The organism is Kaistella soli (assembly GCF_019038595.1).
In the GTDB taxonomy this organism is placed as follows: domain Bacteria; phylum Bacteroidota; class Bacteroidia; order Flavobacteriales; family Weeksellaceae; genus Kaistella; species Kaistella soli.
The window spans coordinates 53,195-69,060 of sequence record NZ_JAHOPF010000005.1; the positions used below are offsets into that span (position 1 = coordinate 53,195).

The 15,866-nt window shown below is 39.2% G+C and carries 17 protein-coding genes; 14 read left to right on the top strand and 3 right to left on the bottom strand.

Going from position 1 to position 15,866, the window contains the following annotated elements; genetic code table 11:
• The first annotated feature begins 3 nt into the window (after positions 1 to 3).
• The 5 genes from KSK37_RS10625 to KSK37_RS10645 are packed head-to-tail and all read left to right on the top strand — an operon-like array spanning position 4 to position 5,632.
• Positions 4 to 927, top strand: a complete 924-nt coding sequence (locus KSK37_RS10625) for a glycosyltransferase family 2 protein (protein WP_217201409.1) — start codon at positions 4 to 6, stop codon at positions 925 to 927.
• A 21-nt stretch (positions 928 to 948) separates the two neighbouring features.
• A complete protein-coding gene (asnB, locus tag KSK37_RS10630; protein WP_217201411.1) occupies positions 949 to 2,745 on the top strand; it encodes an asparagine synthase (glutamine-hydrolyzing) in 1,797 nt (598 codons plus the stop codon).
• An 11-nt stretch (positions 2,746 to 2,756) separates the two neighbouring features.
• Positions 2,757 to 3,698, top strand: a complete 942-nt coding sequence (locus KSK37_RS10635) for a glycosyltransferase family 2 protein (protein WP_217201426.1) — start codon at positions 2,757 to 2,759, stop codon at positions 3,696 to 3,698.
• A 13-nt stretch (positions 3,699 to 3,711) separates the two neighbouring features.
• Positions 3,712 to 4,692, top strand: a complete 981-nt coding sequence (locus KSK37_RS10640) for an acyltransferase family protein (protein ID WP_217201428.1) — start codon at positions 3,712 to 3,714, stop codon at positions 4,690 to 4,692.
• Between the two features lies 1 nt (position 4,693).
• Positions 4,694 to 5,632, top strand: a complete 939-nt coding sequence (locus tag KSK37_RS10645) for a glycosyltransferase family 2 protein (RefSeq protein WP_217201430.1) — start codon at positions 4,694 to 4,696, stop codon at positions 5,630 to 5,632.
• Here the strand turns inward: KSK37_RS10645 and KSK37_RS10650 are convergent.
• Positions 5,629 to 6,402 carry a class I SAM-dependent methyltransferase gene (locus KSK37_RS10650; protein ID WP_217201432.1) on the bottom strand — a complete coding sequence of 258 codons (774 nt, stop codon included), beginning with the start codon at positions 6,400 to 6,402 and terminating at the stop codon, positions 5,629 to 5,631. The two genes, KSK37_RS10645 and KSK37_RS10650, sit on opposite strands and share 4 nt — an antisense overlap.
• Positions 6,403 to 6,517: 115 nt before the next feature.
• Here KSK37_RS10650 and KSK37_RS10655 point away from each other — a divergent pair, with 115 nt between their 5' ends.
• The 9 genes from KSK37_RS10655 to KSK37_RS10695 all read left to right on the top strand — a co-directional run bounded on the left by KSK37_RS10655 (position 6,518) and on the right by KSK37_RS10695 (position 14,351).
• Positions 6,518 to 7,354 carry a glycosyltransferase family 2 protein gene (locus tag KSK37_RS10655; RefSeq protein ID WP_217201434.1) on the top strand — a complete coding sequence of 279 codons (837 nt, stop codon included), beginning with the start codon at positions 6,518 to 6,520 and terminating at the stop codon, positions 7,352 to 7,354.
• 4 nt (positions 7,355 to 7,358) lie between these two features.
• A complete protein-coding gene (locus tag KSK37_RS10660; RefSeq protein WP_217201436.1) occupies positions 7,359 to 8,519 on the top strand; it encodes a glycosyltransferase in 1,161 nt (386 codons plus the stop codon).
• 2 nt (positions 8,520 to 8,521) lie between these two features.
• A complete protein-coding gene (locus KSK37_RS10665; RefSeq protein ID WP_217201438.1) occupies positions 8,522 to 9,082 on the top strand; it encodes an acyltransferase in 561 nt (186 codons plus the stop codon).
• Positions 9,083 to 9,093: 11 nt separating this feature from the next.
• Positions 9,094 to 10,266, top strand: a complete 1,173-nt coding sequence (locus KSK37_RS10670; protein WP_217201440.1) for a glycosyltransferase — start codon at positions 9,094 to 9,096, stop codon at positions 10,264 to 10,266.
• Between the two features lie 15 nt (positions 10,267 to 10,281).
• On the top strand, positions 10,282 to 10,833 hold the full coding sequence (locus KSK37_RS10675; RefSeq protein ID WP_217201442.1) for a serine acetyltransferase: 552 nt from the start codon (positions 10,282 to 10,284) through the stop codon (positions 10,831 to 10,833).
• 135 nt (positions 10,834 to 10,968) lie between these two features.
• On the top strand, positions 10,969 to 11,649 hold the full coding sequence (locus KSK37_RS10680; protein ID WP_217201444.1) for a carbonic anhydrase: 681 nt from the start codon (positions 10,969 to 10,971) through the stop codon (positions 11,647 to 11,649).
• Between the two features lie 4 nt (positions 11,650 to 11,653).
• Positions 11,654 to 11,947 carry a hypothetical protein gene (locus tag KSK37_RS10685; RefSeq protein WP_088359309.1) on the top strand — a complete coding sequence of 98 codons (294 nt, stop codon included), beginning with the start codon at positions 11,654 to 11,656 and terminating at the stop codon, positions 11,945 to 11,947.
• Between the two features lie 141 nt (positions 11,948 to 12,088).
• Positions 12,089 to 13,684: a SulP family inorganic anion transporter gene (locus KSK37_RS10690; protein ID WP_217201445.1), complete on the top strand. Its 1,596-nt coding sequence runs from the start codon at positions 12,089 to 12,091 to the stop codon at positions 13,682 to 13,684.
• 31 nt (positions 13,685 to 13,715) lie between these two features.
• Positions 13,716 to 14,351, top strand: coding sequence for a carbonic anhydrase (locus KSK37_RS10695; RefSeq protein ID WP_217201448.1), 636 nt, complete (start codon positions 13,716 to 13,718; stop codon positions 14,349 to 14,351).
• A 3-nt stretch (positions 14,352 to 14,354) separates the two neighbouring features.
• Here the strand turns inward: KSK37_RS10695 and pth are convergent, their stop codons facing one another.
• Together pth and KSK37_RS10705 are read right to left on the bottom strand one after the other, a co-directional pair.
• Positions 14,355 to 14,918 carry an aminoacyl-tRNA hydrolase gene (pth, locus tag KSK37_RS10700; protein ID WP_217201450.1) on the bottom strand — a complete coding sequence of 188 codons (564 nt, stop codon included), beginning with the start codon at positions 14,916 to 14,918 and terminating at the stop codon, positions 14,355 to 14,357.
• Between the two features lie 6 nt (positions 14,919 to 14,924).
• On the bottom strand, positions 14,925 to 15,827 hold the full coding sequence (locus KSK37_RS10705; protein ID WP_217201452.1) for a hypothetical protein: 903 nt from the start codon (positions 15,825 to 15,827) through the stop codon (positions 14,925 to 14,927).
• Positions 15,828 to 15,866: the final 39 nt, after the last annotated feature.

Consider the following 15,866-nt stretch of genomic DNA (forward strand, 5'->3'; position numbering starts at 1 on the left):
CTTATGCCAAACATTTACTTCATTATCGTTACTTACAACGCCATGCAATGGGCAGAAAGATGTTTTTCAAGTCTGAGGAAATCATCTGTTCCGATAAATGTACTCGTGGTGGATAACGGCTCTACCGACGGTACACAGAATTTTATCAAAAGAAATTTCACTGAGGTAGAACTCATTCAGAATGATAAAAACCTGGGATTTGGAAAAGCAAACAATATCGGAATTGAAACAGCCTACAGAAAAAATGCAGATTTTTTCTATCTGATGAATCAGGATGCGTGGGTTTTTGAGAATTCGGTTGCCGAACTTTTAAAAGTTTATAACAGCTATCCCAACAAAAGCGATATTGGGATTTTAAGTCCGGTGCATCTGGATGGAACCGAAAAAAAACTGGATATTTTCATTGACAAATACATTGCTATCAATTTCAAAACCCGGATGATTTCCGATTTTTACCTGAATTCGCCAAAACCTTATTACGAAATAAGTTTTGTAAACGCCGCACACTGGCTGATTCCTAAAGAAACCATAGAAAAAGTGGGCGGTTTTAATCCCTATTTTTTCCATTACGGTGAGGATAACGAATATATTAACCGCGTTCATTATCACAAGAAAAAGATATTCTTGGTTTCCGGAAGTAAAGCAGTTCATGACGGGAAACAGGACCTGGAGAAAGTAGATTATCAGCGGTTTGAAGAGTTAAGTTTAGAAACGCGAATTTTAGATCCGAACCTGACTGACGAATATCAAAAAATAAGGAGTTCATTATTAAAAAGTACGGTTAAGAATTTAGTTTTGACCGATTTTAATTCAGCAAAAAAAATGTATAAACTATTCCGCCGGATCAGTTCCCAGAAAAAACTTTTACAGGACAATAAAAAATTCTTAACTTCAAATTCTCATCCTTTTTTGAACCTTCAAAATTAATCTGAACTTTAAAATATTTCTATGTGCGGAATTGCCGGGATAATTTCTCATAATGCTAAAAATTACGCTGAAGAAATTCAGAAAATGACCGATGCTATTGCGCACCGCGGTCCGGATGCCTCACACCATGAATTTTATGAAAATGCCGCTGTAGGACACCGGAGACTTTCCATTATAGACCTTTCAGAAACAGGAAAACAGCCAATGTTTTCGGATTATAAAAGGGAATGCATTGTGCTGAACGGTGAGATTTATGGCTATCAGGATTTAAAGAAAAATTATGCGGATTATCCTTACCGCGGAACTTCCGATACCGAAGTTATTCTGGCGATGTATCAGAAAAAAGGGAAAGAATTACTCAATGAACTTCCCGGAATGTTCGCTTTTGCCATCTGGGATGATGAAAAACAGGAATTATTCTGCGCACGCGACCGTTTCGGCGAAAAACCTTTTTATTATGCAACCGGAAAAAATGGTGAATTTATCTTCGCTTCGGAAATAAAAGCCATTCTCGCTTCAGGATTAGTGACTCCGAAAGTAAATAACGAAGCACTTTATCACTACCTGCAGTACGGTTATGTAAGTGCTTATCAAAGTATTTATTCGAACATATTTACTCTTCCGCCGGCTCATCAGTTGACTTTTTCAAAGGGAAAAATTTCAGTGGAAAGATATTACCGCATCCCGGAAAATAATACACATATTACATTGTCAGAGGCAAAGGAAAATTTCAGTCATTTACTGAAAACTGCTGTTAAGAAGCAATTGGTTGCGGATGTTGAAGTGGGCAGTTTTCTAAGCGGCGGTTTGGATTCATCAACAATCGTTGCGATGGTGAATGAATTTAAACCTAAACAGACCACCATCAGCTTTGGTTACCTCGGCGAAACCAGTGAACTGAAATATGCTGATGAAATATCCGCAAAATACCACACCAATCATATTGAAATTCACGAAAACCGGCGAAATATTGCCCCTGAACTTTTAAAAATTTCCCCCTATTTCGATGAACCGTTTGCCGACATGAGCTACACGCCGCAATATAAAATCTGCGAGGCTGCCGCAAGACATCTCAAAGTGGTCCTAGCCGGTGACGCTGGTGATGAACTTTTCGGTGGCTACGATTTTTACAGCATTGAAAATAAATTGAAAAACCATTTTAGCTACCATAATATCCTCGTGAAATTTGGCTTAAAGCAATTCGGGAAATTCCGCGAAACCTCTTACATCACCAAAGAAAGCATCAGTCATAAAAACATTCTTGATTTCCATCAGAATAAAGTGCGCAACTTCTTTTCTTCTAAAGAAATAGCTGCATTGGGCATTAAGACGAGATATCATCAGGAATACAGTTTCAGCATCGATCCTGATTCGCTGAACGACATGATGCGGATTGATTTGGAAAAATATGTTCCCGGAAATATGCTCGTAAAGTCTGACCGAATGGCCATGGCAAATTCGCTGGAAGTAAGGACACCGTTTCTTGATAAAGATTTTGCCGAATTCTGCATTAAGCTTCCTGAAAATTTAAAACTGGATGGTGAAAGAGATAAAATTATCCTCCGGGAAGCCATGCAGAATTACTGGACGGAAAATATTAAAACCCGCAACAAACAGGGCTTTGGCTCTTCTGTTGAAAATTGGTTTGAAGAAAAAAGTCTTAATGATCTTTCAGATGTTTTACTCAAGGATAAAACCCAGCAAATTTTTCATTTTATTGATTTTAATGCTGCGCAGAAATTTCTGAAGAAAGACAAAAAACACTGGAACCTGCTTCAGCTGGCACTTTGGGCAGATAATTACGGGAAATATATTTAATTGTACTGTGGATGTTAATGATTAGCGTCATCATACCTGTTTACAATGCAGAAGCTTTTCTAAAAAAAGCCGTAGCATCTGCTTTGCAGTTTGATGAGGTAAAAGAAATTATTTTAATTGAAGATCAGTCTACCGATAATTCCCTGGAAATCTGTAAAAAATTAACTGCTGAACATTCTAAGATCCTTTTTTATCAGCATCCCGACAAAGGAAACCACGGCGCCGGAGCTACCCGAAATCTCGGTCTGGAAAAAGCTTCGCAGGATTTTATTGCTTTTCTGGATGCGGATGATTATTATCTTCCGAACCGCTTTGATGCTGAAAAAGAACTGTTTAAAAACCCGCATATTGAAGGCGTTTTCGGAGCGATTGGAACTGAATTTCTCACTGAGAAAGGAAGAACCGAGTTTCAGGAAAAATTTCGGGATACTCAACTTACCACTGTAAATCATCCTGCCGAAGGGAAAGATGTTTTTTACGGATTACTGGGGCTGGATAAGCGTTTTGGTACATTTTTCCATCTTAATGGTTTGACGGTAAGAAACGAAAGCCTCAGGAAACATCACTTGGAATTCAATGAAAACCTCACAGTACATCAGGATACCGATTTTATTATTAAATTATCTTATCTCTGCTATCTGAAATCGGGAAAAATAGAAGCAGCAATAGCGGTCCGCGGCGTTCATGACGATAACCGGATTACGAAGATCAAATTATATTCGGAAAAATACAATCAAAGACAGTTGCTTTTATGGGAATCGGTTGATGATTGGGCTCAGGGAAAAGAAATTAAAAAAGAACATCGAGAACATATTTTTTTAAACCGGAGATCTTTCGCGCTGGCCAATGAAAAGGGATTGCTGAGATACTCGAAAATAATTACAGCGATTATCCGAAACCCAAAAATACTAAAAACCCGTTACCGCTTTACCTACACGCATCATGAAGCTTAACAATATTCAAATATTGAGAGGAATCGCGGCTTTGCTGGTGTGCTGTTTTCATTCGCGTGAGGATCTTAATTTCGGAAACTTATCTATCGGAAATTTTTTATTTGGAAAAGGAAGCGTTGGCGTACCCGTTTTCTTTGTAATCAGCGGGTTTATCATGGCTTTTACGACCAAAAAAATAAGGTTTGGAGAATCATCGCAAAACCTGAACGAACTAAGTCTTTTTTACAGAAAAAGAATCATTAGGATTGTTCCGCTTTATTACATCCTTACATTTGCATGGATTCTAATGGGCGGAACCTGGCTCTATTACTTCGGCGGCGGAGGTTTGTCACGGCTTTTACACTCGTTACTGTTCTTTCCGCAGAAGGATGTTTTTCCGGTTTTATATCTCGGCTGGTCACTAAATTACGAAATGTTCTTCTATTTTATCTTTGGAATTTCCCTATTATTCAGGGAAAAGACATACTTTTTTATTGGTGTATTTTTTCTGCTCACTTACCTGTTGGGACATTTTATCAAGACAGAAAACGCATTTCTTCTGATGATAATGAACACACTGAATCTTTATTTTGTCATCGGAATTCTGTTTGCCCTTTTCCTGAATGAATTCTACATCCCGAAGAAAGTTGCCGAATTCATTTCTGTCTCAGGAATTCTTCTTTTTATTTTAATGCTTTTGGGCCTGATCAATGTAAATCATGAACTGATCATGCTTTTTATTGTATCCCTTTTTGTATTTTCATTTCTGCTTTTTGATTACAGCCTAAAATTTAAGGGTAACAGAGCACTGATTTTTTTAGGCGACATTTCGTATTCTCTTTATCTTTCACATCCTTTTGTTGAAATAATTCTCCGGAAAATAAAACCTGAAGGTTGGCTAAATATTCCCTTTTTTATTTTTAAAATCCTGCTTTCTATAGGATTTGCCGCAATAATATACTTTTATGTAGAAAAAAAACTTTCAAAATATTTAAAAATTAAACTTAAAGCATAAAATGAAAATTTCCGTCATCATTCCCGTCTACAATGCCGAACGTTATGTTTCCAATGCGGTGGAATCTGCGCTTCAGTTTCCTGAGGTGCACGAAATTATTCTTGTGGAAGATAAATCACCTGATAACGCTCTTGAAATCTGTAAACAGTTGGCAAAAAAGCATGGGCGGATAAAGCTCTTCCGTCATCCGGACGTCGAAAACCACGGTGCGGGCGCTTCCCGGAATCTTGGAATACAGAAATCAACAGGAGATTTTATTGCTTTTTTGGATGCGGATGATTTCTACCTGCCCAACCGCTTTGACGCAGAAAAGCAGCTGTTCGGTAATCCTGAAGTGGACGGAATTTACGGCGCACTGGGAACCCATTACTACACCCAACAAGCGCAGGAACAGAACTTCCCCATTTACGGAGATCGGCTTGTTACAGTGTATAAAAATCATTCACAACAAGAGGTATTTCGCGGACTGCTAGGAATGAACGGCAGTTTCGGATTGATTCACCTCGATGCATTAACGGTGAGAAAATCCGCTTTGGATAAATTAAATCCGCTGATGAAAACCCATCTCCGTCTTCATCAGGACACCGAATTTCTGTTTCGCCTTTCCTATTACTGTAATCTGTATCCCGGAATTTCAGATGAGCCAATTGCTGTACGAGGCATTCATGAGGAAAACCGTATTACCAAAATAGATTCAGGGAAAATAAACCCGGCTTCAACAAAAGTGCTGCTTTGGAAGGAAATGGAAAAATGGGCTGATAACAATCCAGATCTTCCGCAAGATATTAAAATTCATATCCGGAGGATGCACAGAAGTTTTGAAATTGCGAATGCTTCCACAGTGAAGAAATGGAGAATGATCGGGAAATATTTAATGTTGGATTTCCAAAGCATCCGCTCAGGACTTTATAATATCAACTTCCGAAAAAATCTTTTTTAAGATTTCACAAAAGCTCCTACAAACTTTCCTTCAAAATCCACGATGGTCGGTTTGATATTTTCTTTTTCACAAAAATCCTGAAAGGCCGAATTATCGCCGATATCATCGCTGATGAAAACACCGCCCTTTTTTAAATGTCTGTGTAATTCCACATAAGCCCACGCTCTTCCCTCATAACTTTTATCGGAATCATAATGCACCACATCGACTGATATCGCTTCAACGAAAATTTTCGGTAAAGATTCCTTATCCGCATGACGGAAAAGTTTCCAATGGGATTTAAGATCCTCAGGAACAACAGATCCGACATACCGGTCTCCGTCCTGACTTAAATACGGCATATCCGAACTGTATAAAACGCCCGTTCTCTTCTGAAGCGAAAGCAGTGCGGCCAAAGAAGACCAACCATAAGCAACGCCGGTTTCCACCACACTTTGCGCATGGGTAAATTCACAGGCTGCATAAATAAGCTCCAAAGCTCCTGCGCCGCCCATCTTTACCGGGCATTCGGCTTCTCTCTTTTTAGCGGTGCGAAGTTCCTCAGGAAAAAGCAAGTCGAACGGTTTCATTTCTATCCCGAAAAGTTCAGCAATGGCTGTTTCCTGCGATACAGCATTACTTTTAGCCCAGGCAAGCGTTTTTTCTTTCCCGCGGAAAGCACTTTTTCTATTGAAAATATTCTTGATGACTTTTCTGCCCAGTTCAGGGTATAAATCGGGGCGCTTAAGATAACCCGTAAAAGTCTTCGTTACTCTTTGTAATTCGCTCACTTTGTGTTTATTTACATCAAAAATAAGTAATTTAGATTAATAAAGAAACTATTATATTTGTGTAGCAGTCACTTTTTGTTTTTAAAATAAAATTATTACAACACATTTTTAGCTGATGAAATTTTCTATCCTCATTGCCAATTATAATAACGGAAAATTTTTTCATGACTGCTATGAAAGCATCCTTGCACAAACCTATCAGAACTGGGAAGCGGTGATTCTCGATGATGCTTCAACTGATCAGTCGGTGCAGATCATCACTGATATAATAAAAGAAGATTCCCGGTTCCGTTTTTATGAAAACAGTGAAAATAAGGGCGTTGGCTTTACAAAAGGAAAATTAATCCATCTTGCGGATGGAGAAATCTGTGGTTTTCTGGATCCGGATGACGCGTTACTTCCAAATGCTTTACGCGCTTCTATAGAAATGTTTCAGAAGAAAAAAGATACCGTTCTCACTTACTCGAGGCTGATGAAGTGTGATCAAAACCTTCAGCCTTTAAAGGAATTTCACTCTGCGATGCAGGTTCCGAATGGTGATTTGAATTTTTTCAACTGTCCTGTTCAGATTGCGCCTTTTGTAGGTTTCAAAAAAGAAGTTTACCTGAAATGCGAGAAAATAAATCCGGATTTAAAAATTGCAGAAGACCAGGATTTGTATTTTAAAATGTACGAACAAGGAAATGTCGTTTTTATTAATCAAACCGATTATCTTTATCGGGCCCATGCTGGTGGAATTTCACAGAACGAAAACAAAAAAAATTCTTACGCATATTTCGCAGAGGCCATTTTTTTGGCGATGAAAAGAAGAAAACTCACTGAAATTAACGGTCAGAAGATTCCGGACAAGTATAGGGATCCACAGGAAATTTTTGATTTGCTTGATTATCAGAATTCCATTCCGCACCGTATCGTAAAAAAACTGAAAGTTATTCTCCAAAGCATTTTCTAAATAAATGTCAGAAAACAAAAAAATAAAAGTCCTTTTTCGCCACCGTTCCATGGAAATGGGCGGCGTTGAAAAAGTGATGTTGAGTTTATTAAACAATCTCGATACAGAAAAATTCGAGATGACGGTTTGTCTGAACCTGAATCAGGGAGAACTTCGCGATCAGTTTCCTTCACATGTTAGAAAAGTATATCTAACTCAGGGGAAAGAAGATTTTTCCAAAAACACATTCCTAAAGAAAATTCAGCTTTTTCAACGAAAAACCAAGCTCGAAAAACTTAGGAAAAACCCTCAAATTATTGACAGAGAATATCTGAAACAGGATTTCGACATCGAAATCGGAATGACTTACAATGATTTTGAGTCCGTATTAAATTCATCCAATAAAAACTCAAAAAAAGTTGGCTGGTTTCATTCGGAAATTGATCTGCCAAAACTTCAGCCTTTAGTACCGAAAATTCTGGAGCATTTTCCACAGTTTGACCACATGATTTACTGTTCCGAAAAAATAAGGAAAATCATGCACGACACTTATCATAAACTCAATTATCCGGATGAAAATGTCATTATTAACGCAATTCCTATAGAAGAAATCCGAAAGAAAAGTGAAGCGAAAATCCCTGAATTTACCCAAAATCCAGTTTTCGTTTCGGTTGGCAGGCTTCACACCAGAAAAGGTTATCATAAACTCATGGAGGCACATCAACAGCTTCTGAAAGACGGATTTGACCATTCCGTAATGATTATCGGTGACGGCGAAGAACTTCCAAATCTGCTCGCACAACAGAAAAAGCTCGGCTTGGAAAAGACTTTCATTTTCGCAGGCAATAAAATGAATCCGTATCCTTATATAAAAAACGCAGATTTTTTTATCATGCCTTCGGAATCTGAAGCGTGGCCTTTGGTTTTAGCCGAAGCATTAATCTTACAGAAGCCCACCATCGCAACAGATACGGGCGATGTAGCCACGATGATGCAGCATCGCGAAACCGGTTATCTCATTCAGTACAGTACGGAAGAAATGTATGCCGCAATGAAGGAATTTCTCACGAATAAAGACCTTGTACAGAAAATTCAGTTTAATCTGAAAACCATCGACAAAAACTTCGATAACCACAAGATTTTCATGGCTGTTGAAGAAATCCTTCTTAATTTAGTAAAAAAATAAGCATGCTTCTCCTCTATAGACTGATTTTAAAAATCCATACGGCTTACCAATATTTTATTCAGCAGATTTATCTTAAAATCTGTCTGGCCAAAGGGCTGAAGGTGGGGAAAAACGTTCGGTTTGTTGAGGTCCCTCAATTTGGTACAGAACCTTTTCTTATCGAAATTGGGGACGAAACCACTTTCTCCAATAATGTAAGATTTGTAAACCATGACGGCGGACAGAATGCACTGCATTTCTTTGAAAAATATAAAGACATCAGAACTTTCGGCAGGATAAAAATCGGCAAACGCTGCTTAATCGGTGCTGATACGATTATAATGCCCGGAGTTGAAATGCAGGATAACTGCCTTCTGGGCGCGGGATCAATTTTAACCACCTCAATGCCTGCGGGAACTGTGTTTGCAGGTGTTCCGGCCAAGTTTATCTGCACGCTGGAAGAATATGGCGAAAAGCTTCTCGCTCATAATGTAATGTATCCGCGGGAACTCGAGCGTGACCGTCATAAGCTAGAAGAATACATCAAAAACAATCTTCCCCACACTTACAAACCTGTAAAATAAGTCTGTAAAGAATGTCAAAGGAAAGTAAAACAGGCAAAAAGAAAATCCTCATCCGGATCGGTTCGCTGCGTCACGGCGGAGCGGAAAAAGTGCTGGTCACTTTCCTGAAAAACCTTCCCGCGGACAAATATGAAATTGATCTGTTGCTGAATCTTTATTCGGGGAAATATTTAGCTGAAATTCCGGCCTGTATTAAGGTTTTTTACCTGAACAGAGGCGAAATGATTACGACCAACCGCCCGAAAGATCTGCCGGAAAAAATCTACAGAAAAATCTATCAGGGAATTCTGAAAAAATTTCCGAAACTGCTTTATTCAACAATTTTAAAAGGAAAAAACTACGATGTGGAATTTGCTGCGATCCACGGAATGCGCGATGAAATATTGAATTCGCCGTTAAAGTCTTCAAAAAAAATCATCTGGATTCATAATGATCTTAAAAAAACTGAATTCAAAAATTATACAAAGGAAGAAATAAGGAAGTTTTTTGGGTTTGACAGAATAATGGTGATTTCTGAAAAAATTCAGCAGGATTTTGAGTCGGCAGCAGAAAACGCAGAGGAAAAAGAAAAAATAGTAAGAATTTACAATCCTTTAGACACTGAAGAAATTATTGAAAAATCAAATTTACCCGTTATCAATTACGAATTCAGCAAAGTGGTGAAAACCGTTGTTTCAGTAGGAACCGTTTTTCCGCAGAAAGGTTTCGACCGGCTTTTACGCGTTCATAAAAAGCTGCTGGATGAAGGTCTTAAGCATAATCTCTTAATTCTAGGTAACGGCTATGATTTCGAAAATATAAAAAAACTGAGAGACAGTCTCCGCGTTTCCGCAACTGCGGTAATGCCTGGATTTACCGATAATCCTTATCCTTATTTCAGACAAGCGGATTTCTATGTTTTAAGTTCCAGATATGAAGGTTTTCCAACCGTTCTGTCAGAAGCAATTGCACTGAAAAAGAAAATTATCGCCACGGAAGTTTCCGGTGTTCGTGAAATTCTCGAAAACGGAAAACTGGGTTTAATCACAGAAAACTCTGAGGAGGGAATTTATTCAGGAATGAAAAAAGCGCTCACGAATCCTGCAAGTTTTAACAGATATGACGAAGCATTAAAGACCTACAAAATGCCTTTCAATCTAGAAAATTCCGTGCATTCTATTACAAAAATTATCGACAGTTTATAATCTTATCTAGTTATCATGTCAAACCCTTCAACCATCCAGAAAGATTTTTACAGAGAGAGCGGCAAAATGCTTTCCTCAGCGCAAATCTGGGCGAAATGCATCAATCCGAATCTGCATTTTATATATCTTCTGAGAAAGACTCAACAGTACAGAAAGTCCGTGTTCGGTAAATTCTGGCGGTTGATTTTAAGACATTATCAGATCAGATACGGTTTCCAGATTTATCCAGAAACTCAGATTGGGGAAGGTTTTTACCTCGGTCACTGGGGATCTTTGGTCATCAATCCCAAAGTGAAAATCGGTAAAAACTGTAATATCGCTCAGGGCGTTACCATTGCGCAGGCCAACCGGGGGAAAAACGAAGGTGTCCCTGAAATTGGTGATGAAGTGTGGATCGGACCGAACGCAGTTATCGTAGGAAACATCAGAATTGGCAGCAACGTTCTCATCGCTCCGAATGCGTATGTGAATTTCGACGTTCCGTCCCATTCAGTGGTTATTGGGAATCCTGCACAGATTACTCCCAATGAAAACGCGACACAGGGCTATATCAATAATAAAATTTAATGTATTAAAATATGTTAAACCTTGTTTTATTTTATTCTAAAAACTTTAGTTTTGCAGCTTCATTGATTTCATCTAATAAATTTGAAAATAATTGACACGAAACAGTATAATATAAACCTCTGAACATTTATCATTATGAAACAATCGTATGAAGTTATTTTCGAGAACAACAAAAAATGGGTTGAATCTAAACTTGCCGAAAACCAGGATTTCTTTAAAACGTTATCCGCTTCCCAAACTCCCGAATACCTTTACATCGGATGTTCAGACAGCCGCGTCTCGGCAGAGGAAATGATGGGGATGAAACCCGGCGAAGTTTTTGTCACCAGAAATGTTGCCAATGTTGTGAATACTTTGGATATGAGCTCCACAGCGGTCATTCAGTACGCTGTAGAACATCTTAAAGTAAAACACATTATTGTTTGCGGCCATTATGGTTGCGGCGGAGTAAAAGCAGCGATGACTCCTGAAGACATGGGACTTCTGAATCCGTGGTTAAGAACGATTCGAGACGTTTACAGGCTGCATCAGGCAGAATTAGACTCCATCGACGATGAACAGAAACGTTATGACAGGCTTGTGGAACTGAATGTTCAGGAGCAGTGTATTAACGTTATTAAAATGGCAGTAGTGCAGGAACAATACCTGGTTGACGAGTATCCTATCGTTCACGGCTGGGTTTTCGATTTGAAAACGGGAAAAATTATTGATCAGGAAATTGATTTCGAGAATATCTTGAAAGACATTCAGAAGATCTATAATCTGACCGATTCCAATTGGGTGATGAGCCGAAAAAAGAACAAAAACCTCATCTAAACATATGAAATTCTGGAGTATTATTACATTAACGGTTTTTTTGAACTTCATGGCTTTACCCAGTTTAGCCACGGTTTTCAATTGGGATTTCCCGACCTCCAATGTGGTAATCTCAGAAGAAGAAACCCAACATTCCCCGTTGGTGATTAATGAGAAAACTATTCCTGCTACATTAAATGTTCACGATTTTCTGAAATTTTTTGAGAATGATTTACTCGGTAGATCTTTCTTACTGATTGATGACTCTGTGCATCTTTCCCCTTTCCTAACTATATTTTCCCCTCCTCCGGAAGCTTAATTTTTCATCTGAAATATTCAGCACCCCTTTTCACAGGAAAGCGGGCACTGTTCTCATGATTTAAAATTAAATTCCAATCAATTGTAGAGACCTGAATACCTGGTATTCAGCGCGCTACAATGCAAATACTTTTTCAAAAAAATGAAAAAAGCAACATTCATCTTTGGAGGGATTAAAGAAAATTTCCCTTCAGGACTCGTCGTATTTTTAGTCGCTCTTCCTCTCTGTTTAGGAATTGCGCTCGCATCCGGCGCACCGCCGCTTTCCGGCATTATTGCGGGTATTATCGGTGGTTTGGTCGTAGGATATCTGAGTAACTCAAACATTTCAGTTACTGGTCCGGCCGCGGGTTTAACAGCCATTGTACTGACCGCAATAACTGACCTAGGCGCGTTCGAGCTATTTCTCTGCGCGGGAATCATTGCCGGAATTATCCAATTAATATTGGGATTCGTTAGAGCAGGAAGTATTTCAAATTACTTCCCCACCAACGTTATCGAAGGTATGCTTGCGGGTATCGGAATCATCATTATCCTTACACAGATCCCTCACGCACTGGGATTCGATAAAGATTTTGAAGGAAATGAAAGCCTGTTCAGAAATGGGTTTAACATTAATTATTTTTCTGAATTAGCTGCCGGAATTCATCCCGGAGCAATTATTGTCACTTTAGTTTCGATCACTATACTTTTGGCTTGGGATAAATTTCCGGCGCTCAAAAAACTTAAAATGATTCCGGGCGCTTTGGTAGCAGTTACTGCAGGCATTCTGCTCAATTATATCTTTGTAAAGTCGGAAAGTTCACTTGCGATCGGGTCGGAACATTTGGTTTCTCTCCCTGTCCCTCAGAATCTGAACGATTTCAAAAATCTTATCGTTTTTCCGGATCTTCAGGGATTTTTAAATCCTAAAGTCTGGATCGTTGGTGCCACCATCGCAATTGTTGCATCCATCGAAACCTTGCTCTGCATTGAAGCTTCGGACCGTTTGGATTCTCACCGCAGAATCACGGATACCAATCTGGAACTCCGCGCGCAGGGAATTGGAAACCTGTTGAGCTCCGCAATAGGCGGATTGCCGATGACTTCAGTCGTGGTGAGAAGTTCCGCGAATGCAAGTGCAGGAGCAACTTCAAAACTTTCATCAATGATTCACGGAGCGCTTCTGCTGATCTGTGTACTTTCTATTCCGTTTATTCTGAATTTAATTCCGCTCGCGACTTTGGCCGCAGTTTTAATTCTGGTTGGATATAAATTAGCGAAACCATCTACAGTGAAGCATTTCTGGCATAAAGGGAAATATCAGTTCATCCCATTTATCGCAACCATTATTGCGGTAGTTTTTCTTGATCTGTTGAAAGGTGTTGGAATCGGATTATTGATTTCTGTTTTTTATATCCTTCAGGGAAATATGAAAAGAGCTTATTATCTGAGCCGTGAAGAACTGGATGATGCAGACGAAATCAATATAAAACTGGCGGAAGAAGTTTCATTTCTGAACAAAGCAGCTATTAAGAAAACGCTGAAAAACATCAAGCCTAATTCCCAGGTTTGTATTGATGCGAGATCAACATCCTACATTGCGACAGATATCCTGGAGATGATTCAGGAGTTCGCCAATATCCGCGCGAAGGAAGAAGATATCGAAGTAAGACTGATTGGTTTTAAAACCTCTTATCAGGAATACGCTGAAGACGAAACTTCGCACATCATCATTGCCCACAGAAGAGCCATGTAGTTTTAAAAACATCAACTTTAAAATAAATAAAATGAAAGCACATACCTTAGAAACACAATCTACAACAACACCGGAAAAAGCCCTTAACTTTCTAAAAGAAGGAAACCAACGATTTGTACAGAACCTAAAAATGAACCGTAATCTCCTTGAGCAAGTTAATGACACCCGGGCTGGGCAATGGCCTTTTGCCGTTATACTAAGTTGTATCGACAGCCGTACTTCTGCAGAACTGATTTTTGATCAGGGCTTAGGCGATGTTTTCAGCATCCGTATTGCGGGAAATTTTGTCAATAAAGACATTCTCGGTTCCATGGAATTTGGCTGTAATGTGGCAGGTTCCAAACTGATTGTCGTTTTGGGCCACACGAAATGCGGTGCGCTGAAAGGCGGTCTTGACGCAAAAAAAATTGAAGGAATGGGAATGGAAAACCTAAATCATCTGGTGGATCATTTTCAGGGCTGTATCGACGGTTTAATTACAGAAGTCGAAGAACGTTCTTCTGCAAACAGTGATCTTTTGGAAAGACTAAATGTCTGCAACATTAAGAAAACCATAGAAGATATCCGTGAGCAGAGCACCACACTCAGCCAACTGGAAAAAGACGGAAACATTAAAATTGTAGGCGCTAACTACTGCGTTGAAAGCGGCGTGGTAACTTGGTTATAAGGATTATTTCCCGTTAAACGCCGTCATTGTGTTCTGGATTCCGGCAAAAACAAATGACAGACATGCTTTGGAAAACTTCTCGATTCTTTCGGGAAGTTTTTCTTTTTCCTCTCCTTCCCATTTTCCCAGAACGTAATCTACCTGTTTACCTTCGGCAAACTCTGCAGAAATTCCAAACCTTAAACGCGGATAATTCTGAGTCTGAAGCTGTTCCTGAATACTTTTCAATCCATTATGACCGGCGTCGGAACCTTTCATTTTCATTCTTAAAGTCCCGAAAGGCAAAGCAAGATCATCGGTGACAATCATCAAATTCTCCAAAGGGATATTTTCCTTCTGAAGCCAGAATTTTACCGCATTTCCGGAAAGATTCATATAGGTATCAGGCTTAAGAATAAATACTTTTCTGCCTTTGTATTTCCCTTCGGCGACCAAACCAAAGTTGGAAGATTTAAAAGGTGCTTCAATGGTTTCTGCGATTTTTTCAGCAACTTTAAACCCGACGTTATGCCGGGTTTCAGTATATTCATCTCCTTTGTTGCCGAGACCGACGATAAGGTATTTCATTGATTTTTATTGGTATTCAAACGTTAAAGTTCCCATACTACCTGCCGATGCTTTTAAAGGATAACCGTCTGCATCATAAGTATAGGTATAAGTCGCAGACTGTGTATCTGTGCCGGAGGAAACCGTGATTTTTTTATAGTTATTGGCAGAAAAACCTGTTACTGCAGTACTTTCCAGTCCGTAGAGCGAGCTGACAATATTATAAGCTTCCGGCAAAGTGTTGAACGGATTGATCTTTGAGTCATAATCGCTGAACGCTGATGTTATTACAATTGGAGGAATTGTAATGGGTGGCATCGGAGGAAATGCAGTGCTGAATTTCCAGCTTGCAATATTGTTTCCGGTGTAAGTAATATCACTCTGCAGGGTAAACATATCATAGCTTACATTAGGATCCGCGGAATCAATTCCCACCATCTTGGATAAGATTTTTGAAATTTTATTGTCGGTATAAGTCGCTGTAATGGTATTCTTAAAAGAGCTTCCGGTACTCTCGGTTCCGGTACCTTTTGCTTCCACAAATTTACCGTTACTGTAAGTCAACGTAAAATTGGTTGTGGTAACAGTAGTGCCCTCATTTTGTACTACCGTTATTTTGTTAATGCTGCTGCCATCGTAAGATAAATCATACTTCACCGAGTTATCGCTTGCTTTCACACTGATCAGTTTACCCGACGTGTAAGTATAATTATAAGTAATGGTTTCTCCCGTATCATCTTTTGCAGTAACCGATTTCAGCTGCTTTACCACTCCGGTTCCGCCGCCGCCAGTTCCCGATCCAGAACCTGATCCCGTCCCTGTTCCGTCAACACCGTTAAGGAAATCTCCGTTTTCAGCCCGGCTCGGTTCGCATGAAAATAAAACAACCAAACTGAAAAGGAAAGAGAAAATGTGTAAGGCTTTTTTCATCTATATATTTAATTTTAACAAAAGTAAACTTTTTTTTGA

Coding starts and splice junctions, on each gene's coding strand:
- KSK37_RS10625 (WP_217201409.1), top strand. CDS start 4: ATGCCAAACATTTACTTCATTATCGTTACTTACAACGCCATGCAATGG.
- asnB (WP_217201411.1), top strand. CDS start 949: ATGTGCGGAATTGCCGGGATAATTTCTCATAATGCTAAAAATTACGCT.
- KSK37_RS10635 (WP_217201426.1), top strand. CDS start 2,757: ATGTTAATGATTAGCGTCATCATACCTGTTTACAATGCAGAAGCTTTT.
- KSK37_RS10645 (WP_217201430.1), top strand. CDS start 4,694: ATGAAAATTTCCGTCATCATTCCCGTCTACAATGCCGAACGTTATGTT.
- KSK37_RS10655 (WP_217201434.1), top strand. CDS start 6,518: ATGAAATTTTCTATCCTCATTGCCAATTATAATAACGGAAAATTTTTT.
- KSK37_RS10660 (WP_217201436.1), top strand. CDS start 7,359: ATGTCAGAAAACAAAAAAATAAAAGTCCTTTTTCGCCACCGTTCCATG.
- KSK37_RS10665 (WP_217201438.1), top strand. CDS start 8,522: ATGCTTCTCCTCTATAGACTGATTTTAAAAATCCATACGGCTTACCAA.
- KSK37_RS10670 (WP_217201440.1), top strand. CDS start 9,094: ATGTCAAAGGAAAGTAAAACAGGCAAAAAGAAAATCCTCATCCGGATC.
- KSK37_RS10675 (WP_217201442.1), top strand. CDS start 10,282: ATGTCAAACCCTTCAACCATCCAGAAAGATTTTTACAGAGAGAGCGGC.
- KSK37_RS10680 (WP_217201444.1), top strand. CDS start 10,969: ATGAAACAATCGTATGAAGTTATTTTCGAGAACAACAAAAAATGGGTT.
- KSK37_RS10685 (WP_088359309.1), top strand. CDS start 11,654: ATGAAATTCTGGAGTATTATTACATTAACGGTTTTTTTGAACTTCATG.
- KSK37_RS10690 (WP_217201445.1), top strand. CDS start 12,089: ATGAAAAAAGCAACATTCATCTTTGGAGGGATTAAAGAAAATTTCCCT.
- KSK37_RS10695 (WP_217201448.1), top strand. CDS start 13,716: ATGAAAGCACATACCTTAGAAACACAATCTACAACAACACCGGAAAAA.
- pth (WP_217201450.1), bottom strand. CDS start 14,918: ATGAAATACCTTATCGTCGGTCTCGGCAACAAAGGAGATGAATATACT.
- KSK37_RS10705 (WP_217201452.1), bottom strand. CDS start 15,827: ATGAAAAAAGCCTTACACATTTTCTCTTTCCTTTTCAGTTTGGTTGTT.